Genomic DNA, 21,734 nt, shown 5'->3' on the forward strand with positions numbered 1-21,734 from the left:
CTCTCCCGACTGCGGTAGCCATTTAAATAAGCCTCTCGTCGTGCGATCACAAGGGGATGCAATTGCCGATTGATTTCCCGACAATTGTATTAATAAATTCTTTCCAAAGAAAAATACTTTCCTACAATTAGCCTCGCCTACCCGGGAAACAAGGCATCCGTAAATTGAGTCGTACTACTGATGATGTGTTTGATTACACGTACTAGTTACGTCCGAATGGAGATAAGAATGTCAACATTGCAAGCTAGACGGCTGGCGGGCGCTGCACTTGTTTCTGGTGAAAGTATGTTCAAGGGGCCGCACAGTCAGATCGTTCAACTGTCACCGTCCACACTCGCGAAGTTAAAGGAGATGCAGGAAATCGCCCGGGAAAAGGCTGCGGAGAAGGCGAGGGACGCCGCAGCGGCCAAGGCGGCCGCCGAGGCAGCCCAACAGCAGGCGATCTGGGATGCTCTCCCGGCATCGCTTGACTTCAGGACGAATCAGATAACGTTCAGCAACGGATGTCCGGTAGGCGGTTGGGCCGAGATTCGTCTTTACAAGAATGGAAACTACGAGTTCTGGGGCCATTTTCACGACTCCGGTGCTCCGTCCTATGACGCCGGAATTGCCTGGGTCATCGTCGACAACGAAGGCACGGGTTTCAGTTTCGAGGCCAAGGTTCACCTCAACGGCACGTTTGAATCGGGATCTCGTGACGGCGATTGGCACCAGACGGGAAACAACCCGCAGATCCATGCACATTGGGCCGCGCTGTGTGCCGGGTCTCACTGGAAGTGGTCGGCGAACGTTAACTGGGATTGGGGAATCCTGCTTAAACAGGTTGAGGACGGCCTCAAGGCTGCCGGGACGATCGTCGCGGGTGTCGTGGCGGTCGTCGCGCTGGTTTGATCAACGTCGTTGGGAATGAGTGTGGCAGCGCAGGGGGCGAGGGCGGCGCATTTCAGTCGCCGTCAGCACGCCCCCGTCAGCCATCACTTCGGATGGCTCCGCCGCCAATCGCGCGGCGTCTCACCAAATCGTCCACTAAACCAGTTCGTAAACGAGCCCTGCTGGGAATAACCCAGCAAGGCCGCCACGCGTCCGATCGGATAGCGTGGATTGCTCATATACCGCACCGCGAGTTCACCGCGCACTTCTTCCACGAGACGCGAGAAACTGGTTTGCGCCACTTCGAGTTGGCGCTGCATCGTGCGCACGCTCATATGCAAATGACTGGCGACACACTCGACCGTCGCCTGCTCCAGCGGAAGCAGCAGGTAGATCGCCTTGCGGACTTCGAGCGGGGTCGTGTCCGCGCCCGAGACGTTCAGGGCGTCGGCGAGGCTTTCGGCGTATCGCACCAGTTCGGGATCGGCGGCGGGATTCGGGTAGTCGAGATCGGCGGTTGCGCAGACGAAGCCATTGAAGTCGCTGCCGAATTCAAGAGGACACCCAAAGAATCGCCGATGAAACGTCAGGCTGGCGGGACCGCGATGAACGAAATGGACTGAGCGCGGCTTCCAGTGTTCGCCGAGCAGCGCGCTGGAGTGACGCGCCAGCACGCCGACCGCGAGTTCGATCGCCTGGTTCGTCGGCGTGCCGGGTTCGACGACCATTTCCTCGCGGATGGTCACGGTTGCGCCGGCATCCTCGACGAACACCGCGAGCGCCTCGTTCAGCAGGTGCCGGTATTCGGCGGTGGCGAGCAGCACTTCGCGCAGCGTGCGCTTGTGCGCCAGCAGGACATTGACCACGCCGGTGCCGAACTTCTGCCGTGTTTCCGCCATCTGCAAGGCAAAGGTGCTGCACGATGCCTGTTCGGCCGTGAGTTCGAGCAGCCGGCAGGCAGCCGCTGCCGAAATGCGTTCGTCGGGGCTCGCGAGCGCCGCCGCATCGATCCCCACCTGTTTCGCCAGTTCGACGGGATTCAGTCCCACACGTCGCGTCACGTCGAAATACCCGCTCAGGGCGACCGAGCGCAGCATTGTCTCCATCGTTGTGTCTCCGTGCTGCGGACGGACTGCGCCTCGCCGTCCGTATCTCCATGTTTATCAACGTTTATTCGTGCGCGCTCGTTGGGATCGGTGTTAACGCCTGGTTTAACGCCGGTGGCATCGAAAGCTAAAACAATGGCGCGCTATCACAAAAGTATAGTGCGGGATTGCCGTATCGTGCCATCTCATCAGTTCGTCATCTTCCGGTCGCAACTCGGGTAATCAACCGATCGCCGTGACCGGAATATCGCCACCCAACACGGAGAACACGATGCAATTTCTAGACGATTCGCTGCATCCCGAGAATCAGAGCAAGGTTGTCATCACGACGGCGCCCTATGGTCCCGAGTGGATGCCCGAGGACTTTCCCGAAGACATTCCAGTGACGATGGAGGAGCAGATCCAGAAGGCGGTCGACTGCTACAACGCCGGCGCAACCGTGCTGCATCTGCATGTGCGCGAACTCGACGGCAAGGGTTCCAAACGTCTGTCGAAATTCAACGAGCTTATCGCGGGCGTGCGTGAAGTGGTGCCGGACATGATCATCCAGGTGGGCGGCTCGATTTCGTTCGCGCCCGAAGACGATGGGCAAGCGGCGAAATGGCTCTCGGACGACACGCGCCACATGCTGGCCGATCTCGATCCGAAGCCGGACCAGGTGACCGTGGCGATCAATACCACGCAGATGAACATCATGGAGCTGCTCTATCCCGAGTATCTGGCTGGCACGTCGCTCGCCAATCCGGCGTTCATGGCGGCCTATAGTGAAATGACGGTGCCGGCCGGTCCCGCCTGGGTCGAGGAGCATCTGCGCCGCCTGCAGGCCTCGGGCATCCAGCCGCATTTCCAGCTCACGGGCATCCACGCGCTGGAGACACTCGAACGCCTCGTGCGCAAGGGCGCTTATAAGGGACCGCTGAATCTCACGTGGATCGGCATCGGCGGCGGCTTCGACGGGCCGAATCCGTTCAACTTCTTCAACTTCGTGCATCGCGCGCCGGACGGCTGCACGCTGACTGCCGAATCGTTGTTGAAGAACGTGCTGCCGTTCAACATGATGGCAATGGCGATGGGGCTGCATCCGCGCTGCGGCATCGAAGACACGATCATCGACCAGCACGGCAAGCGCATGACCTCGGTGCAGCAGATCGAGCAGTGCGTGCGCGTGGCGCACGAACTGGGCCGCGAGATCGCGACGGGCAAGGAAGCGCGCGAGATCTACCGGATTGGTGTGCAGTACCAAACAATCGGCGAAACGCTCGCGGCCAACGGCATGGCGCCGAACCGCGAAGCCGGTGTGAAGAATCTGCCGCTGCGCGTGGCTTGAGGAAGCGGGCGGCCGCGCGGACGCAGCGGCTCGCCAGGATGGGCAAGGCCGGTTCCATCGGAGCCGGATCGAGATGAAGGAGACACACATGCTCACGCATGCGGAGCCCGCAGCGGGCGAAGTGACGAAGGGACAGACGGATGTACGGGCTTATGCCTGGGTCGTGTTCGCGTTGACGGTCGGATTGTTGCTCTCCGACTATATGTCCCGGCAGGTGCTCAACGCGGTATTTCCGCTACTCAAGTCCGCCTGGCAGCTCTCCGACACGCACCTCGGATCGCTCAGCAGCGTGGTCGCGCTGATGGTGGGCGTGCTCACCTTCCCGCTCTCGGTGCTCGCCGATCGCTGGGGCCGGGTGCGAAGCATCGTCCTGATGGCCGCGATGTGGAGTCTCGCGACGCTCGGCTGCGCGGTCTCGGCCAACTATGGCGAGATGTTGCTGGCGCGTGCGTTTGTCGGCATCGGCGAGGCGGCGTATGGCAGCGTGGGCGTCGCGGTGGTGCTGAGCATCTTTCCGGTGCGGCTGCGCGCCACCGTGACGGCGGCATTCATGGCGGGCGGCGCGTTCGGCTCGGTGCTCGGCATGGCGCTGGGTGGCGCCGTCGCGGCGCACCTCGGCTGGCGCGCGGCGTTCGGCGCGATGGCGATCCTCGGGTTCCTGCTGCTGGTGATCTACCGGATCGCGGTCTCCGAAAAGCGCCTCGCGCCGTTGCAGGCGTGCCGCGCAACCCGCCGCACGCCCGCGACGATGAGCCTGCGCAGTCTGCTCCGCGAGTTGTTTTCGACGAGGTCCGTGGTCTGCGCCTATATCGGCAGCGGGATTCATCTGCTGGTGCCGGCGGCGGTGTGGGCGTGGATGCCGAGCTTCCTCAATCGCTACTACGGCATGGCGCCAGGCCAGGCGGCGATGGGCGCGGCGCTGTTCGTGCTGACGACCGCACTCGGCATGGTCACCTGCGGGCATCTCGCCGACCGCTTCGGCAAGCATGCGCCCGTGCGCAAATGGTCCACGGCGATCGTGTGCTGTCTGCTCTGCTTCGTGCTGCTCGGGATCGGTCTGCATCTGCCCGCCGGGCCTGCCCAGCTGCTCATGATCGCCGCCGGCATGTTCTTCTGCGCCGGTGCCACGGGCCCGTCGGGCGCGATGGTCGCGAATCTCACGCCGCCGTCCATCCATGCGTCGGCGTTCGCGACCCTGACGCTTGCGAACAACCTGCTGGGTCTCGCGCCGGCCGCGGTCCTGACCGGCATGGTCGCCGACCGGATCGGCCTGCTGGGCGCGCTGCAGATCGTGCCGCTCGCGCCGCTGGCCGCCGCCATCGCGTTTTATATCGGGCGTCGCCGCTATGCCGCCGACCTCGATCGCGTGAACAACCTGCGTGAGCAGGCCGCGTCCTGAACGGGCAGACGGCCTGGCGCTCCGCGAAGTGAACAAGTAATCTGGATAAGCAAAGGAGATTCTCCATGGCAAAAGCAGTGCGTTTCCATGAAACCGGTGGCCCTGAAGTCTTGCGTTACGAGACCGTTGAAGTCGGTGAGCCCGGCCCTGGGCAGGTGCGTCTGCGCCACGAAGCGGTCGGCCTGAATTTCGCCGATACCTATTTCCGCTCGGGTCTCTATCCGGTGCCGCTGCCTGCGGGCATGGGCGTCGAGGCAGCGGGCGTGGTCGAGGCGGTCGGTCCCGATGTGGCCCACGTTGCCGCTGGCGATCGCGTCACCTACACGGGCTTTCTGAACACGCTGGGCGCGTACAGCACCGAACGCCTGATTCCGGCCGCGGCGCTCATCAAGCTGCCCGATGCGATTGCGTGCGAAACGGCTGCGGGCATGACCATGCGCGGCCTGACCGCTGCATATCTGCTGCGCCGCATTCACGACTTCAAGCCGGGCCAGTCCGTTCTGCTGCACGCGGCGGCCGGCGGTGTCGGCCTGATCGTGTCGCAATGGGCGAAGCTGCTCGGATTGACGGTGATCGGCACGGTGTCGAATGCGCGCAAGGGTGAAGTGGCCCGTCAACACGGTTGCGAACATGTGATCGACTACAGCCGCGAGGACGTCGCGAAGCGCGTGCGCGAGCTGACCGATGGCATAGGTGTGGATGTCGTGTTCGACAGCGTCGGCAAGGATACTTTCGAAGGCTCGCTCGATTCACTCAAGCGTCGCGGACTCATGGTGTGCGTCGGTACGGCGTCGGGCCCGATCGCGCCGTTCAATCCGCAAATCCTCGCGATGAAGGGTTCGCTGTATTTGACCCGCCCGGCGCTGGCCGACTATATCGCCGATCCGGCGGAAAAGAACGCGCTGGCCAACGAGCTGTTCGCGCACGTGGCCACGGGCCGTATCCAGATCGAGTTGAACCAGCGCTACGCGCTGGAAGATGCCGTGCAGGCGCATCGCGATCTCGAATCGCGCAAGACGACCGGCTCGTCGGTCTTCGTTATCTGAGGAGGCACGTTGTGCGAGTCGAACCTTTGACCTGCGCGATCGGCGCCGAACTGACGGGCGTGCATCTCGCCGATGCGATCCGCGACGACGGCCTCTTCGCCGAGATCCGCGCGGCGCTGCTCAAGCATCGCGTGCTGTTCCTGCGCGATCAGAACATCACGCGCGCCGAGCACGTGACCTTCGCGCGGCGCTTCGGCGAACTGGAGGATCATCCGGTTGCGGGCAGCGACCCGGAGTATCCGGGCCTCGTGCGCATCTACAAGAACCCGGAGCAGCCCAACGACCGCTACGAAAACGCGTGGCACTCGGACGCGACCTGGCGCGAAGCGCCGCAGTTCGGCGCCGTGCTGCGTTGCGTGGAATGTCCGCCCGTTGGCGGCGACACGATGTGGGCCAACATGGTGCTCGCCTACGAGAATCTGCCGGAGCACATCAAGACGCAGATCGCGGACCTGCGCGCGCGGCACAGCATCGAGGCGAGCTTCGGCGCCGCCATGCCGATCGAGAAGCGGCTCGCGCTGAAGGCGCAGTTTCCCGACGCGGAGCATCCGGTCGTGCGCACGCATCCCGAAACCGGCGAGAAGGTGCTGTTCGTGAATGCGTTCACCACGCATTTCACCAACTATCACACGGCGCAGCGCGTGCGCTTCGGGCAGGACGCGAATCCGGGCGCGGGCGATCTGCTGCGTTATCTCGTCAGTCAGGCCTATATTCCAGAGTACCAGGTGCGCTGGCGCTGGCAGCCGAACAGCATCGCCATCTGGGACAACCGCAGCACGCAGCACTACGCGGTGATGGATTACGCGCCTTGCCATCGCAAGATGGAGCGCGCGGGCATTATCGGCGACAAGCCTTACTGAGCGCGCGGGAGAGTGCATCGTGACTGTCGATACGACACCGACCATCCTGATGGTCCCCGGGCTGCGCGATCACGTCGCCGAACATTGGCAGACGCTGCTCGAACGCAAGCTGCCCAAGGCGGCTTCGGTGCCGCCGCTCGAACACGACAAGCTCGGCTGCGCGGCGCGCGTGGCCGCGCTCGACGCGGCGCTGGCGAAGATCGAAGGGCCGGTGATTCTCGTGGCGCATAGTGCGGGCGTGATGATCACGGTGCACTGGGCGCAGTGGTGCCGCCGCCAGATTCACGGCGCGCTGTTCGCCGCGCCCGCCGATCTGGAAACGCCGTTGCCCGCCGGGTATCCCGCGATGGACGCGCTGGCCATCAATGGCTGGCATCCGCTGCCGCGACAGGCGCTGCCGTTTCCGAGCATCGTCTGCGCGAGCCGCAACGATCCGCTCGCGTCGTTCGAGCGCGTGTCGGCCATGGCGGACGATTGGGGCAGCCGTCTCGTCGACCTGGGCGACGTCGGTCATCTGAACCCGGCCTCGGGTTTCGGCGACTGGCCGATGGCGCAGTTGCTGATCGACGAACTGGTCTGAAAACACACGTCGTTGACGGCGTGACGATATGGTTTTTAATTTGGATTGCTGATTAAAGGTGGGGCGCATGCAACGTGAAATTCAGATCGGCACACTCGACGGCCTCGCGCCGGGCGAGCGCAGATTGGCCTTCGTCGACGGGCGCAGCATTGCGATCTTCAATATCGAAGGCACGCTCTGCGCCATCGACAACGCGTGCCCCCACAACGGCGCAGCACTGGCCGGAGGCCAGCTCGAAGGCAGCGTGCTGCGCTGTCCCGCGCATGGCCTGCGTTTCGACTTGCGCACGGGCCGCATGGCGGGGGCTGGCGGACTGTGCCTGACGACGTTCCCGGTCGAGGCCGTAGACGGGAGATGGAGGGTCTGCATCGACGACCCCGTAGCGCCCGGCCCGGCGGCTTAGCCAGCGCCGAAAGCCGGATCTGAACCTGAGAGACAAGCAGTTATATTTCCCACAATAACCCCAAGACCTACGGTGCCGCCACGACAGCGCACGCGGATGTTTCTGGAGGAGACGACGAAATGAAAGTGAAGTTGAGCAGCCTGGCAGCGTTGGCCTTGTTCGCCACGGCCGCCCATGCGCAGTCGTCGGTCACGCTGTACGGCGTGATCGATAGCGGATTCCTGTACCAGAGCACCTCGGCGGCTACGTTCCTGCCTACTGCGAAGAACCAGGGGCATACGTATCAATTGAAGGACGGGGGCATCTATTCGAGCTTCTGGGGCATGAAGGGCAGCGAAGACATTGGCGGCGGCTACAAGGTCAACTTCAAGCTGCAAGGAACGTTCAACAGCGCGACCGGCCGGTTCGGGCTCTCCGATACGCCGGGCACGACCGCGATCTTCAACCAGTTCGCGACGATCGGGGCATCGGGGCCGTTCGGCACGTTCGACGCCGGCCGCCAGATCATCCCGATGATCTACGCGATGGCGGAGACCGACGTTCGCGGCGCGCAGTATTTCGGCAGTATTCTCACGGCCTGGCTGGGCATGAACCAGGCGGCGGGCTGGACCGGCACGAGCACGAATGCGCCGATCGGCGCGCTGTACGACAGCAATGCGCTCGTCTATACGTCGCCGAAATTCCATGGCGCGTCGTTCGCGCTCGAATATGCGCCGGGCGGCGTGGCAGGGCATTTCCAGGGCGGCACGCGCGAATCGGCCGTGCTCAAGTATTCGAACTATGGCCTGAATCTCTCGGCGGTTTACTACAACGGGCACGACACCAATCCGTTTCCGTTGACCTATCCGGCCGCACCGGCGGCCGCGGCGACCGGCGTGGACAACAATCGCTTCTACTACTTCGGCGCGATGTACACGATCTCCGGGTGGTCGGTGTCCGGTTCCTATGCAATCGGCAGGAATCCTGAGAAAAGCAATCTCGTCGACTACGAAATGGCATCGGGCGGTATTGGCTACCAGTTCGGCCCGCGCTTCAAGGTCACGTCCGGTTTCTACTACCTGAAGGACCGCAATCACTCGGCGAATCATTCGACCGAAATCGCCATCGGCGCCGAATACAACCTGTCCGTGCGGACCAAGGCCTATGCCCAGGTCGGCTACGTGGACAACAAGGGGACGATGAACCAGACCATTATCTACGGCGCGCCGGTTGCGCCGGGCGTCTCGACCACGGCGGCCATGATCGGCCTCCGGCACAACTTCTGATCCAGCCATGCTGATCAAGCGGAGCAAAAAACTGATGAAAACATCCACGGTATTCGGGCTGGCGGCGGCCTCGATCGTCGCGATCTCGCTGAGCGCGTGGTCGCAAACGCCGGCAACGGCCAGTGACGCGGCGGTCGCCGCGTCCGGCGCCAGCGCCAGCGCGCCGACGGGCAGGAAAGCCGATCGCGCGCTGCGCAGGAAGGTCTATGCGGAGATCGTGAAGGTCAAGGAGATTCGCGCGGGCGATATCAGCGTGAGCGCGAAGGATGGCGCGGTGACCTTGAACGGCACCGTGACCGACGCGGCGCAGATTCCGAAAGTCGAAGCGATTGCGCGAGGCGTGCCCGGCGTCGTGTCGGTGACCAACAAACTGACGGTGAAGAAGCCGTTTGGCGGCATGTGACGCGTTCGTTCGCGTGACGTCGTAGTTGGGTCATGGCTGTGGCGGGGAATGTCCTCGCCACGGCCTTTTTTTATGGCTTGTCGGACTGCGGCGCCACCAGGTCGTCATAGCCTTTCAGGCGATAGATCACAAACGACGCGACCCACGAAAAAATGAACACGCCGATGATGATGAAACCGAGGTTGTTGAAGTTGTCGTTGAGGCTGCCGATGACGTCCCAGAAGCCGCCTTTCAGGTTGAAGTGGTCCGCGAGCAGTCCGAGCGTTTCGATGCCGCCGATCAGCACCGCCACCGCGACCGAAACGAGCGTGATCGTGAGGTTGTAATAGAGCTTGCGGATGGGGCGCACGAAGGCCCAGTCGTAGGCGCCGAGCATCAGGATGCCGTCGGTCGTATCGACGAGCGACATGCCCGCTGCGAACAGCACGGGAAACACGAGCACCACGCCCATCGACACGCCTTGCGCCGCCTGGCTCGCGGAAATGCCGAGCAGGCTCACTTCGGTCGCGGTGTCGAAGCCGAGTCCGAACAGAAAGCCGAGCGGCAGCATCCACAGCGGTCGCGAAACGAGACGAAACAGCGGGCGGAACAGACGCGAAAGCAGGCCGCGGCTATTCAGCAGCAGATCGAGATCGTCGTTGTCGTAACGCTCGCCGCGTCGGACCTTGCCGAACGCGCGCCACACGCCGCGCAGAATCACGATGTTCATCGCGGCGATCAGAAACAGAAACAGCGCGGAGACGCTCGTCGAGATGACCCCGCCGATATCTTTCCAGGCCTCGAAGCGGCTCTCCAGCGCCGCCGCGGTCGCCGCGACGGCGATCGCCACGAGCAGCACCACGGCCGAGTGGCCGAGCGCGAAGAAGAAGCCCACGGAGACCGGACGCTGGCCGTCCTGCATCAGCTTGCGGGTGACGTTGTCGATGGCGGCGATATGGTCGGCGTCGACGGCGTGCCGCAAGCCGAATCCATAGGCGAGCAGGCCGGTGCCGAGCAGCAGCGGCTGGGCGTGAAAGGCGATGAAGGCCCAGATCCATGCGCCGATATTGAATACCGCGAGCACGACGTAAATGCCGGCGACGCGGCGGCGAAGGGCTCCCGGCGCGGCGGCCGTTTCGAGAGCGATGGACATATGACAGTTCCTGAGGTCGGGGCTGTCCTGCAACGGACCACCGCACGAAGCCGTGGTTTGCGCATTGGGACACCCCGCCCGTTGCGGCTGCATGGACCTCGGTCGATGGCAGGTCTCCTGGCTTGCGGGTCACGGTTCGTATGCCGGCCTTCCCGGTTTCCCAGTGGCGCTCAATGGCACGAACTCGCCGCTTACAGTTGCGGGGGCAGCCGCAGACTCGACGCCGGGCGTCGTCACTGCGTTCCCTTTTGATCCCGTTGCCGGGAACCATCAGTGCGCAAGGGTAAAGGGCGGAGGGGCTGCGCGTCAATTGCGAGGGGAGAAAAAAGCGCCTGGTCGGCTCGATGAATCGATGTAAAAGCGGTCGAATTTATCCTGCGCTGCCGTGATCTTTCGCCGTGTTAATCGCCCAGAATTCTCAGATTTTATTTCTGTCAAATGCGCGTTTCTGCTTGAGTGGGCTTAACGTTTTATTCACGCGACAAGGTGTAAATGCCGCATCGCTTGAAACAATACCCTTGAATCACTGTACTCATTGCGATCTCCCGTAACTGTGCCCGTTGGCATTGTGCCCGCTTCGATATATTTCGGCGGGCATATCGACCCGGTAATCGGGTTGAGCATGCGGAGCGTCATTCCGCCGATTCAATCACGCCTTGTCTGGCTGAATCGGTCGAATGCCACGGTATCAAGTTGGTAGAAGGCTAAAGCAATGAATAACAGAAAGATCATCCTCACAGTCGCGGCGGGTTGTATCGGCACAGCGGCCCATGCGCAAAGCAGTATTGCCCTTTACGGGCTGGTGGACGCCGGCATCACCTATGTCAACAATGCGGCGACGTCGTCCGGTCATGACAGCCTGGTTAAATATGGCGATGGCGTGGCGCAGGGCAGCCGGTGGGGGATTCGCGGGTCGGAGGATCTCGGCGGAGGTACGAAAGCGATCTTCGTTCTCGAAAGCGGGTTCAGCAGCGCGGATGGATCGTCTGCGCAAGGCGGCGCATTATTCGGGCGCCATGCCGCGGTCGGCATTGCTCAGGCGGGCGTTGGAACGCTGACGTTCGGCCGTCAATACTCGCTCTCCGATGAATATATCGGCGGGAATTACACGATGGGTAATCAAACCGTTGCGGGGAACTACGCGTTCCATATCAACGATCTCGACCAGCTCACCGCTAGCCGCATTAATAATTCGGTCAAGTTCAGCAGCGCAAATTATGCCGGTCTGCAATTCGGCGCGTTGTATGGTTTTTCGAATCAGGCCGGCAGCTTCGCCGGTACGCCGACGACCACGGTCGACGGCGTGAAAACGCAAGGCTCGTCGAGCACCTATAGCTTTGGCGCCAACTATGCAGCGGGGTCATTCGCAGCGGGGGCGGCCTATACGAATATCCGATATCCGAATGGCGCGAGCCCGGCTTTCAGTGTCAGTGTGGCGAACGTGGATACGGGTGGTCTGCGCGATCTGCAGACGTTCGGTGTCGGGGCGCGCTATCGACTCGCGCGCTTTACCGTGTGGGGTAACTGGACACGCACGTGGCTTTCGACGCTCACGAATACGGCTTCCACGTTCAATAACTATGAAATCGGCGGGAAATATGCCATTAGCCCGGCGTTGAGCGCGGGCGTGGGCTACACGTTCTCGCAATTGAGCGGCCAATACGCCGGCCGCTGGAATCAGATCAATACCGCCCTGGATTACGCCTTGTCGAAGACTACTGACGTGTACGCGGTGGGCGTCTATCAACGCGCATCGGGCAGCAACTTCATCGACGGCAAGTGGGTTCCGGTCCAGGCGGAAATTGGATCGAGCACGAGTTTCATCGGCAATTCGGGGACGGGCGCGCGCAGTCAACTCGCTTTGCGAATCGGTTTGCGCCATAAGTTCTGATCGTTCCGATTAGCCGCGCCTCGCGGACGCTTGCCCGACAAGGCGAGCGCCGCGAGTGCGAAGTCTCAATCCCGGCCCATGCGTTTAAAGATCGAGAGCAGGATGATGGGAATCGGCAAGGCAAGCAGCAAAATCCAGACGAGCACGTACACCGACTGCAGCCCGTCGTTTTGCAGGTTGACGAACAGTTTGACGGGCACGCCCTGGGGAAAATACGAAAACACCGCTGCAATACCGAATTCACCAATGGTTCTCACCCAGGCAATGACGGCGCCCGTCGTGATTTCTCGCGCGGCAATCGGGAGATTCACGAGCCAGAAGGCTTTCCACGGCGTGCAACCGAGATCTTGTGCCGCTTCCTCAAGCGTCGGCGGTATGTTTTCGAAAGCGGTTTTGGAAGACGTAATGAAATACGCCAGTCCGCCATAAATCTGCGCGACGATGAAAGAGGGTGTGTTGTTGTTGATCGACAGGCCCAGATGAGCGAGAAGCGAGCCGATTGGCCCATAAGGACCATACGCACTGACGAGCAGAATGCCGGTTGCGAGCGACGGCGTGAGTAAGGAAAACAGCACGAGTGTCTCGACCGCCCGGGCCAGCCATCCTTTTGTTTTCGCGAGCCAGAATGAAAGCGGCGTGCCGATTGCGACGATGATCGCCAGTGCGCAGGTACTGAGGCTGAATGAAACACGCACGGCGTCCCAATCGCCGTAGGCCGCTTCGAGGTGGCGCCAATGTGTCTCCCAGATCAAGGCGAGCAACGGCACCGCAATAATGGCGAGCGCCGGAAGACGCAAAGCCCAGCCGAAAATGCGATGACGCTTTCGGCCGGGCGCAGTGAGGTGGGCAAGCATCGACCTAGTGCAGCGTATCGCCCTTCGGTTGTCCGTATCCTTTTTCCCTGAAAATGGCCTGCCCGCTGGGGCTCAGGGCAAATGCGGCGAACTTCTGCGCTTCCTCGGGATGCGGTGCATTCTTCAGGATCGCGACATAAAACACGAGTGGCTGCGGCGTCAGTGTTTTTATGTCGCCTTGAGGATTGCGGATATCGAAAGAGACCGTGTTGTACCAGTCTTTCGCATAAGCCGGATTGCTCAAATTGATCTGATCGGGAAGCGGAATATAGGGCAGGCCGGCCGACTTGACGGCGCTTTCATATCCCGACGATGCGTCGACCTGACCCGCTTCCAGGCGAGTCAGCAGACCGCCTTCCGCAAAGACCTCCTGCGGATTCTCCACGTCGCCGAGAAGCTTTTTCTCGAGACCTGGTTGCCCGTAGTAACGTTCGGCCAGCTTCATCGTGAAGATGATGTTCTGCCCTTGCGGATCGATCTTCGCGTCCGTTCGACCAAAGCGCAGGCCCGGTTGCGCAAGCACTTCCCACCACGGCTTCGCGCCGTTGGATTGACTGCTGGCGAGTTGCTGCGCGTAGGCGCTCCTCGGGTTGTACGCGATCACCATGCTGGTGCTGGCCACGGGAATTGCTTCATCGATGAGTCCCGCGCGCTTCAGAATGGCCATCGGCCCCGGTGTGATGGAAAAGAATACGTCGGCGACCATTTTCTTCGACGCCAGAAGGCGGGCCATGCCATAAGCGCCTTCGCCTTGCCCCTGGTATTGCACGTTGTTTGCCTTTGCGAAGGCCGGCCCCAGGCCCTGATCCATCACGACACCCATCGAACCGGCATAGGTCACTCTCACGGTGTCTTCAGCATGTGCGGTTCCGAAAGACAGTGCGACGACTGCGGTGGACATCCACGCAGCGATACTTGATTTCATGCTATTCCTTATTCGTGTTTCACAAGCGAGAGGCCGTTAAGCCATCCTCAATGTAGTGTCTCGTCGTTGTATTGGACGATTACAGTTTGCGTATTTCGTATGGACCACAGTGGCGAATGGGATGGAATTAACCAGGCCGCTTCGTTGCCTATACACGTTCTGTCATCAAGAAAATGTTAAGGCGCGCGCGCTTGCGAATGCCTCATCGAACAAGAAGATCGGAAGGAAATGGTAAGCTGCGTGCAAATAATTCCGATGCAAGAACAATGAGCAGCGAATGGGAAGAAGATGACGGGGAAAGCGGCGAGCGGGAAGAGGCTGCGCCGGAACTGGTCGGTCCTCGATTGCCGTCTGCGAGTGGGGTTGCCTGGCGCGTGTATCCGCGCCGCCGCGTGAGCGCAGACGGACTGCGCGGCAGGATGGAGCACCGCGCCAATGTGCTCTTTGGTCACGAATTACCGCGTGATCCTCAGGCGGGATTGAGTTTCAAGCGAACGACGCCTGCGCCATTTCAGATCGTGCCATCCGAATTCCTGCGCCGCGCCCAGCGCATGCGGCCGGAAGATCCGCAAGCCACCGTATCGGCATTCTCGCAATGGATCTATTCGCTTTACGCCTCCGCATATGGCGACGAAGAAGATCGCGAGCGCGGCAAGGCGCGCGAACCGTTGATTTACCAGACTCGATTGCAGGGGCAAGGCGGCGTTCACGACGGCTTTCTACGCAGCATCGGCTCGGAGTGGCGGCTGATTCACAATGGGCTGCACATGCCCGGTCAGGATCATGTCGATTACTTCACCATCGACTCATTGCGCGTGAACGGCGAGGCGTTGCGAGCGGCGCCCGACCTGATTTATCGGCATCCGCGTTTTAACGAAGTCATGGTGGTGGAGATCAAAAACTCCTGGATGACCATTCCGTCGAATCTCTGGCCCAATATCTGGGGGCAACTCTGGTGCTATGCGCAACTCGACGTTGCCCGAAACGCCAATCGGGTGACGGTTGTTGGCGAGGTGTGGGGCGAGCACAAAATCTGGGTCGGGCGCGGCCGCAAGCGCGAGGAGTATGAATCCGTCTATCTCCGCGCATGCGAGCGCCGCGATCCTCGCGCGCCGGCCTATGACCGGTTCTTTCGCGCGTTATTCGACATTTACTGCGGGCGAAGCGGGATTTAATCGGTCCTTGATCAATCCTCCATGATGGCCGTAATTCTGCCCTCACGAATCGCCTTGATGAATTCCCGATAATCCCGTTTGTTCTGCGAACTGTATTCCGTGGCGAATTCGGTAATGGCATCGTCGAAGGTCTGACCGGATCCCATATAACCGGCAATGGCGGCGGCATCGCCCGAACGCGCGTGCGCACGCGCGAGCGCGTGGGCGCACATGCGTCCGTATTGGCGGAGCATGCCCGTATCGAGCGATTCGATCACCACCGACATTTTCATGTCGCGCAATTGCCGGAGATAAAAATCGCGCCCGTTCTTTCCCCGGCACCAGCCGAGGAAAACATCGCTGGCGGACTGCATGATGCGCTGCCCCGCAATCACGCGCTGGCCATGATTCGCATGCAGACTCTTTCCCGCATAGGCTTCGAGCACCGACGCCTTCGCCTCCTTGACCTGCAGGAATAGCGGGTCGTTGTCGGAGGCCATGAACAGGCCGACCGCGCACATCGTCCCGACGCTGCCCACGCCCACCACCTTGATCGCCAGGTCGACGAATGCGAACCGGTCGAACAGCACGCGCACGTGCTCGGCCAGGCTCTCCCGATACGAGGCGATCGCCTCGGCATAGCCCGATTCGAGTCCGGGGACGCTGTCGCCCGTGGGATGGTAAATGAGCGGCGGCTCGTCCTTGATGCGCGGATGGCCGCCTGCCTCCGTGACGAGCTTCGGATAGAGATGGTCGGGAACCGTCTTGCGCCGCTCGGTTTCGATGCGCTGGGCGATACGCTTGCGCACCCTCTCCACGACGGCGGGATCGCCCGCGCGGTCCTCGTACTTTTGCAGATCGATGCGCTCGTACCAGACATCGAGCGCGCGCATGGACGCGTAGTCGAGCATCCGCTCGCGATATTCGCGCGCGAGGTCGGTGGTCACGCGCAGAATGTCGCTGTAGGGCAGTTCCAGATGCTGCGCGGCGATCACGACGCTCGCGGCAAGACGCTTCAAATCCCATTCGAACGGCGCGGGCAGCGTCTCGTCGAGATCGTTGATGTCGAAGATCACGTTGCGTTCCGGCGTCGCGAATCCGCCGAAGTTCATCAGATGCGCGTCGCCGCATGCCTGCACGCGCAGGCCGCTGGTGGGCGTCGTCGCGAGGTCCGCGGCCATCACCGCCGCCGCGCCGCGATAGAACGCGAAGGGCGACGCCGCCATGCGGCCGAAGCGAACCGGAATCAGGCTCGCGATGCGGCCTTCGTTCGAGGCTTCGAGCAGTTCGACCAGATCGGGGCGCGGCTCCGGCGTCTTCCACCCGGCCTGGGACGAGCGGGGCACCGCGTCGCGCAGGGTCCGCCCCTGTGCGGCCCGTTCGTCCGGCGAGCTGTAAGCGGGCGCCGGCGTGCCGTGTTGCTGCGCGTTTTTGCGTGAAATGGCCTTGTCCACGACATCTCCCATCAGGTAGGTCAGCGCAGTAGAGGTCACGCCTCCAGACGGCGTGACGGGCCGGGAGCGGTGGCTCGAACGGCGTCGATGTTCGCAAACCGTTGTCGAACGCGATACTGGCGGCTGGATCTTATGGTGGCGCGGCGGGATTTTGAGTCAATCGGACGTTGGTCCTATGGCCGTTGACCGGTCGCGCACGGCGACGATAACGGCGGCAGGGCAGCGCATTGACATTGCTGCATCGCGTTTCGGCTGCGTGACTTGCGCAGCCGAAGCGATATGGAAGGGGACGTCGTGTTCGGCGCGATCAGCGTGCGTGTGTGCGTGTGTGCGTATGTGCCTGTGAGGACGACTGCGCGCCACGCTTCGCGCCCAACGCTTACGCGTAGATGATCTTGATGCCGAGCTTCGTGACCCAGTCGGCGAATTCCGCGTCCAGGCCTTCGTCGGTGATCAGATAGTCGATCTGGTCCATCGCGCCGAACGTGGCGAATTCGCGCTTGCCGAACTTCTTCGAATCGGCGAGCAGATAGACCGTTTTTGCCGCGTCGATCATCGCGCGCTTCACGTGCAGGTCGATGAAGTCGGGATACGAAATGCCCGATTCCATGGCGACGCCGCCCGCCGCGAGAAAGAGCTTGTCGACGAACATGCCTTCGAAAAACGTCGACGCTTTCTCGCCCGACACCGCAATCGTCTCCGCCTTGAAGATGCCGCCCGTGAGCATCACGCGGTTGGTCGGCTCGGCGCCCAGCAGGATCGCGATATTCAGCGCGTTGGTGACGATGCGCAGGTTCTGGCGGTCGAGCAGATTCTTCGCAAGCTCGGTTGTCGTCGCGCCGCAATCGAGAATGACCGCGTCGCCGTTCGCGATCAGCGTCGCCGCCTTGCGCCCGATCTGCGCCTTTTCCTCGCTCGTCGGCAGGATGCTGGCGCTCGGCAGTTTCTGGGCGGGCTCGGCTTGCGCGGTCTTGAGGCGCACGTTGCCATGGACGCGTTCGACGTGTCCGAGGCGCTGCAGCTCGTCAATGTCCTTTCGAATGGTGGGCATCGAAACGCCGAATTCGCTGGAAAGCTCGGAAAGCTTGACCAGCTTGGCCGCCTGCACCTTTTCGAAAATCTTCTCTGTTCTGGTCCTTTGGTCCATGTTTTTTCCCTGCAAGCCGCCCGCCCCGCAAATCCGGACGTTACGGCCTGTATTTTGCCCGATTCGAGGCCGTACCGCGACCGGCCTGGTGTTTTCCCTGTTTGCTTTGATTTCTCTTTGACTTTCTATAGAAAGTAACAGAAACTCGATTTCACGCAAACAGGAAGTTCGGGAGCAGGGAATGGAAAACCCCTACAAGCAGTCTGGCGAGCCGCTGCACAGGCGGGCGCAGGAAATCCGCAAGAAGATTTGCACGATGAATTCGGCGGCGAAAAGCGGTCATACGGGCGGCGACATGTCGGAAGCGGACATCCTCGCGGCGCTCTATTTCCATGTGCTGCGCTACGAGGTGCAGGCCGACCGCACCGTGAAGTGGCAGGACGAGTTCATCCTCAGCAAGGGGCACGGCGTGGGCGGCCTCTATTCCTGCTTCGCGGAACTCGGCTGGATCGAGGGCGCCGAGCTGCCCACCTATCTGCAGGACAATTCGCGGCTGCCGGGCCATCCGGTGCGGCAAAAGCTGCCGACGCTCGTGACCGTCAATACCGGCGGCCTGGGCCACGGCCTGCCGATCGCGGCGGGGCTCGCGATGGCGAAACAGCGCCACGCCGAACAATCGGAAGGTCCGACGGGGCGCGTGTTCGTACTGACCGGCGACGGCGAACTGGAGGAAGGTTCGAACTGGGAAGCCGCCATGGCCGCCGCGCACTTCGAACTGTCGAACCTCGTGGTGATCGTCGACCGCAACCGTCTGCAACTCGCCGATTTCACCCACAACATCATGGACCTCGACCCGCTCGATGAGAAATTCCGCGCGTTCGGATTCGAAGTTCACGACGTCAATGGAAACAATTCCGACGCCGTTTGGAAACTAATCGAAAGTCTCGATTACGCCAATCGCAAGCCGAAAGTGCTGATTGCGCACACGATCAAGGGTCGCGGCGTGTCGTTCATGGAGAACGTGCCGGCCTGGCATCACAAGTTCCCTGACGAGAAACAACTCAAGCAAGCACTGGAGGAGCTGGACCATGCGTGATTCCGCCGATTTGCGCGATGGCGCGGTGAGCGCGCTGAGCCGCCTGACGGCCGCGGGCCAGGACATCATCGTGATGGTGGCCGACTCCACGTCCACTTCGAAGATCGGGCCGTTTCTCGAAAGCTGGCCCGAGCGCGTCATCAACGTGGGCATCGCCGAGCAGAACATGGTCGGCATGGCCGCCGGTCTCGCGCTGGGCGGGCACATCGTGTTCACGGCCAACGCCGCGCCGTTCCTCGTGGGCCGCGCGAACGAGCAGGTCAAGAACGACATCTGCTACAGCGCGACCAACGTGAAGATGCTGGGCCTGAACGCGGGCGTGGCCTACGGTCCGCTGGCGTCGACCCACCATGCCATCGACGACATCTCGATCATGAGCGGCTTCGGCAACGTGCAGATCTTCGCGCCGTGCGACGAAGCGGAAGTGGTGCAGGTGATCGACTACGCCGCCGCCGTCGACGGGCCGGTCTATATCCGCCTCGACAACGCGAAATTCCCCGTGGTCCACGACGCGTCGTATCGCTTCGAGCCGGGCCGTCCCGATGTGCTGATCGAAGGCCGCGGCGTCGCCGTCATCGCGCTGGGCTCGGTGGTCGGCGAGGCGCTCGAAGCCTGCGAGCGTCTGCAGCAGCAAGGCATGAATCCGACGCTCGTGAATCTCTCGTCGCTGCGCCCGCTCGATCAGGACGCGCTCGCCACGATCATCGAGCGGCACGATGCCGTGGTCACCGTCGAGGAACATTCGCTGCATGGCGGGATCGGCGCGATCGTCGCGATGCTGATGGCGCGCCGCCAGATTCCGCGCCGCCTGACCACGCTCGGCGTGACCGAAGGCGAATTCGCGCACTACGGCACGCGCAAGGGCATTCGCCGCCATTACGGTATCGACGCCGATGGCATTGCCGAAGCGGTGCAGGCACAATCCGCGCGCTGAGCCGCGCGACGCATCGGACAGCATCCAATTTCAGCCCCGAGAGGCACAGGAAGGAGACGGAAAAGTGAGCATTCAATATGACATGTCGCTGCGCCACGGCGTCGATTTCGACTTTCGTCTGGACGGCAAGGTCGCGGTCGTGACGGGCGGCCTCGGCGGCATCGCCATGGCGACCAACGCAGCGCTGATCGCGAAGGGCGCGCGCGTCGCGATCCTTTATCCGGCGTTCGAGGAGCCACGCGTGCAGGCCGCGGTCGAGGAACTGGGCGCGGCCAACGCGAAGGCCTTCGCCTGCGACGTCGCCAACGAAGCGGATGTCGAGCGCGCCATCAAGGCGGCGGTCCAGCACTTCGGCGACCTCCATCTGCTCGTGAACGCGGCGGGCTGCATCACGCTCACGCCCGCCGTGGACATCGGTTTCGACGAATGGCAGAAGCAGATCGGCGTGAATCTCACCGGTCCATTCCTCTGCTCAAAACACTTCGCGCGCCATGTGCTCGCGAGCGGCCACGGCGGCAAGATCGTCAATATCGCCTCGCAGGCGGCGACGGTCGCGATCGATCAGCACTGCGCCTACACGTCGGCGAAGGCGGGTCTGATCGGCATGACCAAGGTGCTCGCGAAGGAATGGGCCGCGCGCGGCATTACCGTGAATACGGTCTCGCCGACCGTGGTGCTGACGCCGATGGGCGCGGCGGCGTGGGACGGCGAAAAGGGCGAGAACATGAAGAAGCTGATTCCGGTGGGCCGCTTCGCCTACACCGACGAAATCGCCGCCGCCATTCTGTTCCTGCTGTCGAACGGCGCCGACATGATCACGGGCGCCGACATCATGATCGACGGCGGCTACACCATTTGCTGACACGGCAGGTCTGGTGCGGACCCGCGCGATGCGGGCCGCTTCATGAAAAAAAGACGTTCAATCCGGAGACAAAACATGTGGAAGAAGCTTGCACTCACGGCCGCGGTCGCCGCCACCTGCGTGGCTGCCCTGCAACCCGTCAACGCGCTCGCGGCGGGTAAAGGCACCATCGCGATTCTCGTGAATGCGCTCGACAACCCGTACTATGCGGCGGAAGCGAAGGGCGCGGAAAAGGAAGCGAAGAAGCTCGGCTACGACACGATCGTGCTTTCCCATGGCGAGGACGTCAACAAGCAGAATGAACTGGTGAATCTCGTTATCGGCAAGGGCGTGAAGGGCATTATTCTCGACAATGCCGATTCGAATTCCAGCGTCGCCACGGTTCGGACTGCAAAAGAGAAGCACGTGCCGGTGGTGCTGATCAATCGCGAGATTCCGAAGGACGGCATCGCCATCGCGCAACTGAGCCACAACAATCTCGAAGCGGGTTCGGAAGTCGCGCAGCGCTTCGTCGAAGCCATCGGCGAAAAGGGCGAATATGTCGAATTGACCTGCAATCTCGCGGACAAGAATTGCGTGACGCGCTCGCAGGCGTTTCATCAGGTGCTCGATCAGTATCCCGACCTGAAGATGGTCGCGCGCCAGGACGTGAAGGGCGCGCTGCTGCCGGCCAAGCAGGCGATGGATTCGATTCTTCAGGAGCATCAGCATATCAAGGGTGTGATCGCCGGTAACGGTCCGGCAGCGCTGGGCGCGATTGCCTCGCTCGATTCGGCCAACCGTAAGGACGTGATTGTCATGGGCATCGACGGCAGCAACGACGAACGCGACTCGATCCGCGCGGGCAAGCTGAAGGCGACCGTCATGCTCCAGGCGCAAGGCATCGCGCAGCATGGCGTCGATCTGCTCGACAAATACATCCGCACCGGCGCGACGGGCGAACCCGAGCGTCAACTCACGCGCGGCATTCTGATCACGAAAGACAACGCCTCCAAGGTGAACGATTTCTACTACACCAAGTAAAAGCATTTCGGTGTCACGCGGGCGCGGCCGGCAAAGCGTGGCATGCGCCGCGCCCGTGGAAGT

General features: G+C 62.0%; 21 protein-coding genes and 1 riboswitch. Of the genes, 15 read left to right on the forward strand and 6 right to left on the reverse strand.

Annotated elements, in window-relative coordinates:
* Positions 1 to 228: 228 nt before the first annotated feature.
* Positions 229 to 891, forward strand: coding sequence for a hypothetical protein (locus tag U4Y88_RS00820; RefSeq protein ID WP_321781596.1), 663 nt, complete (start codon positions 229 to 231; stop codon positions 889 to 891).
* Between the two features lie 83 nt (positions 892 to 974).
* Here the strand turns inward: U4Y88_RS00820 and U4Y88_RS00825 are convergent, their stop codons facing one another.
* Positions 975 to 1,976 carry an AraC family transcriptional regulator gene (locus U4Y88_RS00825; RefSeq protein WP_321781597.1) on the reverse strand — a complete coding sequence of 334 codons (1,002 nt, stop codon included), beginning with the start codon at positions 1,974 to 1,976 and terminating at the stop codon, positions 975 to 977.
* Between the two features lie 271 nt (positions 1,977 to 2,247).
* Here U4Y88_RS00825 and U4Y88_RS00830 point away from each other — a divergent pair, with 271 nt between their 5' ends.
* From U4Y88_RS00830 to U4Y88_RS00865, 8 genes are all read left to right on the forward strand, one after another.
* Positions 2,248 to 3,303 carry a 3-keto-5-aminohexanoate cleavage protein gene (locus U4Y88_RS00830; RefSeq protein ID WP_321781598.1) on the forward strand — a complete coding sequence of 352 codons (1,056 nt, stop codon included), beginning with the start codon at positions 2,248 to 2,250 and terminating at the stop codon, positions 3,301 to 3,303.
* An 88-nt stretch (positions 3,304 to 3,391) separates the two neighbouring features.
* The gene (locus U4Y88_RS00835) at positions 3,392 to 4,702 is read left to right on the forward strand and encodes an MFS transporter (RefSeq protein WP_321781599.1); all 1,311 of its coding nucleotides are present in this window, start codon (positions 3,392 to 3,394) and stop codon (positions 4,700 to 4,702) included.
* Between the two features lie 65 nt (positions 4,703 to 4,767).
* The gene (locus tag U4Y88_RS00840) at positions 4,768 to 5,748 is read left to right on the forward strand and encodes a quinone oxidoreductase (RefSeq protein WP_321781600.1); all 981 of its coding nucleotides are present in this window, start codon (positions 4,768 to 4,770) and stop codon (positions 5,746 to 5,748) included.
* Between the two features lie 11 nt (positions 5,749 to 5,759).
* Positions 5,760 to 6,608: a TauD/TfdA dioxygenase family protein gene (locus U4Y88_RS00845; protein WP_224011818.1), complete on the forward strand. Its 849-nt coding sequence runs from the start codon at positions 5,760 to 5,762 to the stop codon at positions 6,606 to 6,608.
* Positions 6,609 to 6,657: 49 nt separating this feature from the next.
* Positions 6,658 to 7,188, forward strand: coding sequence for an RBBP9/YdeN family alpha/beta hydrolase (locus U4Y88_RS00850; protein WP_405044935.1), 531 nt, complete (start codon positions 6,658 to 6,660; stop codon positions 7,186 to 7,188).
* A 67-nt stretch (positions 7,189 to 7,255) separates the two neighbouring features.
* Positions 7,256 to 7,591: a Rieske (2Fe-2S) protein gene (locus tag U4Y88_RS00855; protein ID WP_321781601.1), complete on the forward strand. Its 336-nt coding sequence runs from the start codon at positions 7,256 to 7,258 to the stop codon at positions 7,589 to 7,591.
* 119 nt (positions 7,592 to 7,710) lie between these two features.
* Complete coding sequence (locus tag U4Y88_RS00860; RefSeq protein WP_310629924.1) at positions 7,711 to 8,856, forward strand: porin; 1,146 nt, start codon at positions 7,711 to 7,713, stop codon at positions 8,854 to 8,856.
* Between the two features lie 34 nt (positions 8,857 to 8,890).
* Positions 8,891 to 9,259 carry a BON domain-containing protein gene (locus tag U4Y88_RS00865; RefSeq protein WP_321781602.1) on the forward strand — a complete coding sequence of 123 codons (369 nt, stop codon included), beginning with the start codon at positions 8,891 to 8,893 and terminating at the stop codon, positions 9,257 to 9,259.
* Positions 9,260 to 9,329: 70 nt separating this feature from the next.
* Here the strand turns inward: U4Y88_RS00865 and U4Y88_RS00870 are convergent, their stop codons facing one another.
* Positions 9,330 to 10,391 (reverse strand): HoxN/HupN/NixA family nickel/cobalt transporter, encoded by a 1,062-nt coding sequence (locus U4Y88_RS00870; RefSeq protein WP_321781603.1) that lies wholly within the window; start codon positions 10,389 to 10,391, stop codon positions 9,330 to 9,332.
* An 89-nt stretch (positions 10,392 to 10,480) separates the two neighbouring features.
* Positions 10,481 to 10,678, reverse strand: a riboswitch (cobalamin riboswitch).
* A 425-nt stretch (positions 10,679 to 11,103) separates the two neighbouring features.
* Here U4Y88_RS00870 and U4Y88_RS00875 point away from each other — a divergent pair.
* On the forward strand, positions 11,104 to 12,282 hold the full coding sequence (locus U4Y88_RS00875; protein ID WP_321781604.1) for a porin: 1,179 nt from the start codon (positions 11,104 to 11,106) through the stop codon (positions 12,280 to 12,282).
* Positions 12,283 to 12,347: 65 nt separating this feature from the next.
* Here the strand turns inward: U4Y88_RS00875 and U4Y88_RS00880 are convergent, their stop codons facing one another.
* Both U4Y88_RS00880 and U4Y88_RS00885 read right to left on the reverse strand, forming a co-directional pair.
* Positions 12,348 to 13,136: an ABC transporter permease subunit gene (locus tag U4Y88_RS00880; RefSeq protein WP_321781605.1), complete on the reverse strand. Its 789-nt coding sequence runs from the start codon at positions 13,134 to 13,136 to the stop codon at positions 12,348 to 12,350.
* 4 nt (positions 13,137 to 13,140) lie between these two features.
* Entirely contained in the window at positions 13,141 to 14,061 is a 921-nt protein-coding gene (locus tag U4Y88_RS00885; protein ID WP_321781606.1) for an extracellular solute-binding protein, read from the reverse strand.
* Positions 14,062 to 14,327: 266 nt separating this feature from the next.
* Here U4Y88_RS00885 and U4Y88_RS00890 point away from each other — a divergent pair, with 266 nt between their 5' ends.
* The gene (locus U4Y88_RS00890) at positions 14,328 to 15,236 is read left to right on the forward strand and encodes a hypothetical protein (RefSeq protein WP_321781607.1); all 909 of its coding nucleotides are present in this window, start codon (positions 14,328 to 14,330) and stop codon (positions 15,234 to 15,236) included.
* A gap of 11 nt (positions 15,237 to 15,247) precedes the next feature.
* Here U4Y88_RS00890 and U4Y88_RS00895 read toward each other — a convergent pair whose 3' ends face one another.
* The gene (locus U4Y88_RS00895) at positions 15,248 to 16,681 is read right to left on the reverse strand and encodes a DUF2252 domain-containing protein (protein ID WP_321782232.1); all 1,434 of its coding nucleotides are present in this window, start codon (positions 16,679 to 16,681) and stop codon (positions 15,248 to 15,250) included.
* A gap of 367 nt (positions 16,682 to 17,048) precedes the next feature.
* Positions 17,049 to 17,975: a DeoR/GlpR family DNA-binding transcription regulator gene (locus U4Y88_RS00900; protein WP_321781608.1), complete on the reverse strand. Its 927-nt coding sequence runs from the start codon at positions 17,973 to 17,975 to the stop codon at positions 17,049 to 17,051.
* Between the two features lie 22 nt (positions 17,976 to 17,997).
* Between U4Y88_RS00900 and U4Y88_RS00905 the strand changes: the two genes are divergently transcribed.
* The 4 genes from U4Y88_RS00905 (at position 17,998) to U4Y88_RS00920 (ending at position 21,671) form a co-directional block, all read left to right on the forward strand.
* A complete protein-coding gene (locus tag U4Y88_RS00905) occupies positions 17,998 to 18,852 on the forward strand; it encodes a transketolase (RefSeq protein WP_224011829.1) in 855 nt (284 codons plus the stop codon).
* Complete coding sequence (locus U4Y88_RS00910; protein WP_224011830.1) at positions 18,845 to 19,786, forward strand: transketolase family protein; 942 nt, start codon at positions 18,845 to 18,847, stop codon at positions 19,784 to 19,786. Before U4Y88_RS00905 ends, U4Y88_RS00910 begins: the two co-directional genes overlap by 8 nt.
* Positions 19,787 to 19,850: 64 nt before the next feature.
* A complete protein-coding gene (locus U4Y88_RS00915) occupies positions 19,851 to 20,648 on the forward strand; it encodes a GolD/DthD family dehydrogenase (RefSeq protein WP_224011831.1) in 798 nt (265 codons plus the stop codon).
* Positions 20,649 to 20,723: 75 nt separating this feature from the next.
* A complete protein-coding gene (locus U4Y88_RS00920; protein ID WP_224011832.1) occupies positions 20,724 to 21,671 on the forward strand; it encodes a D-ribose ABC transporter substrate-binding protein in 948 nt (315 codons plus the stop codon).
* The last annotated feature ends 63 nt before the right edge of the window (positions 21,672 to 21,734 follow it).

It is taken from the genome of Paraburkholderia sp. J94, from assembly GCF_905220285.1.
GTDB classification, from domain to species: Bacteria; Pseudomonadota; Gammaproteobacteria; order Burkholderiales; family Burkholderiaceae; genus Paraburkholderia; species Paraburkholderia tropica_A.

What these genes read in the sequence shown, in the direction of transcription:
- U4Y88_RS00890 (WP_321781607.1), top strand. Translation starts at nt 14,328, where the DNA reads ATGAGCAGCGAATGGGAAGAAGATGACGGGGAAAGCGGCGAGCGGGAA.
- U4Y88_RS00885 (WP_321781606.1), bottom strand. Translation starts at nt 14,061, where the DNA reads ATGAAATCAAGTATCGCTGCGTGGATGTCCACCGCAGTCGTCGCACTG.
- U4Y88_RS00880 (WP_321781605.1), bottom strand. Translation starts at nt 13,136, where the DNA reads ATGCTTGCCCACCTCACTGCGCCCGGCCGAAAGCGTCATCGCATTTTC.
- U4Y88_RS00865 (WP_321781602.1), top strand. Translation starts at nt 8,891, where the DNA reads ATGAAAACATCCACGGTATTCGGGCTGGCGGCGGCCTCGATCGTCGCG.
- U4Y88_RS00920 (WP_224011832.1), top strand. Translation starts at nt 20,724, where the DNA reads ATGTGGAAGAAGCTTGCACTCACGGCCGCGGTCGCCGCCACCTGCGTG.
- U4Y88_RS00855 (WP_321781601.1), top strand. Translation starts at nt 7,256, where the DNA reads ATGCAACGTGAAATTCAGATCGGCACACTCGACGGCCTCGCGCCGGGC.
- U4Y88_RS00860 (WP_310629924.1), top strand. Translation starts at nt 7,711, where the DNA reads ATGAAAGTGAAGTTGAGCAGCCTGGCAGCGTTGGCCTTGTTCGCCACG.
- U4Y88_RS00870 (WP_321781603.1), bottom strand. Translation starts at nt 10,391, where the DNA reads ATGTCCATCGCTCTCGAAACGGCCGCCGCGCCGGGAGCCCTTCGCCGC.
- U4Y88_RS00910 (WP_224011830.1), top strand. Translation starts at nt 18,845, where the DNA reads ATGCGTGATTCCGCCGATTTGCGCGATGGCGCGGTGAGCGCGCTGAGC.
- U4Y88_RS00820 (WP_321781596.1), top strand. Translation starts at nt 229, where the DNA reads ATGTCAACATTGCAAGCTAGACGGCTGGCGGGCGCTGCACTTGTTTCT.
- U4Y88_RS00895 (WP_321782232.1), bottom strand. Translation starts at nt 16,681, where the DNA reads ATGGGAGATGTCGTGGACAAGGCCATTTCACGCAAAAACGCGCAGCAA.
- U4Y88_RS00835 (WP_321781599.1), top strand. Translation starts at nt 3,392, where the DNA reads ATGCTCACGCATGCGGAGCCCGCAGCGGGCGAAGTGACGAAGGGACAG.
- U4Y88_RS00825 (WP_321781597.1), bottom strand. Translation starts at nt 1,976, where the DNA reads ATGGAGACAATGCTGCGCTCGGTCGCCCTGAGCGGGTATTTCGACGTG.
- U4Y88_RS00830 (WP_321781598.1), top strand. Translation starts at nt 2,248, where the DNA reads ATGCAATTTCTAGACGATTCGCTGCATCCCGAGAATCAGAGCAAGGTT.
- U4Y88_RS00850 (WP_405044935.1), top strand. Translation starts at nt 6,658, where the DNA reads ATGGTCCCCGGGCTGCGCGATCACGTCGCCGAACATTGGCAGACGCTG.
- U4Y88_RS00840 (WP_321781600.1), top strand. Translation starts at nt 4,768, where the DNA reads ATGGCAAAAGCAGTGCGTTTCCATGAAACCGGTGGCCCTGAAGTCTTG.
- U4Y88_RS00905 (WP_224011829.1), top strand. Translation starts at nt 17,998, where the DNA reads ATGGAAAACCCCTACAAGCAGTCTGGCGAGCCGCTGCACAGGCGGGCG.
- U4Y88_RS00875 (WP_321781604.1), top strand. Translation starts at nt 11,104, where the DNA reads ATGAATAACAGAAAGATCATCCTCACAGTCGCGGCGGGTTGTATCGGC.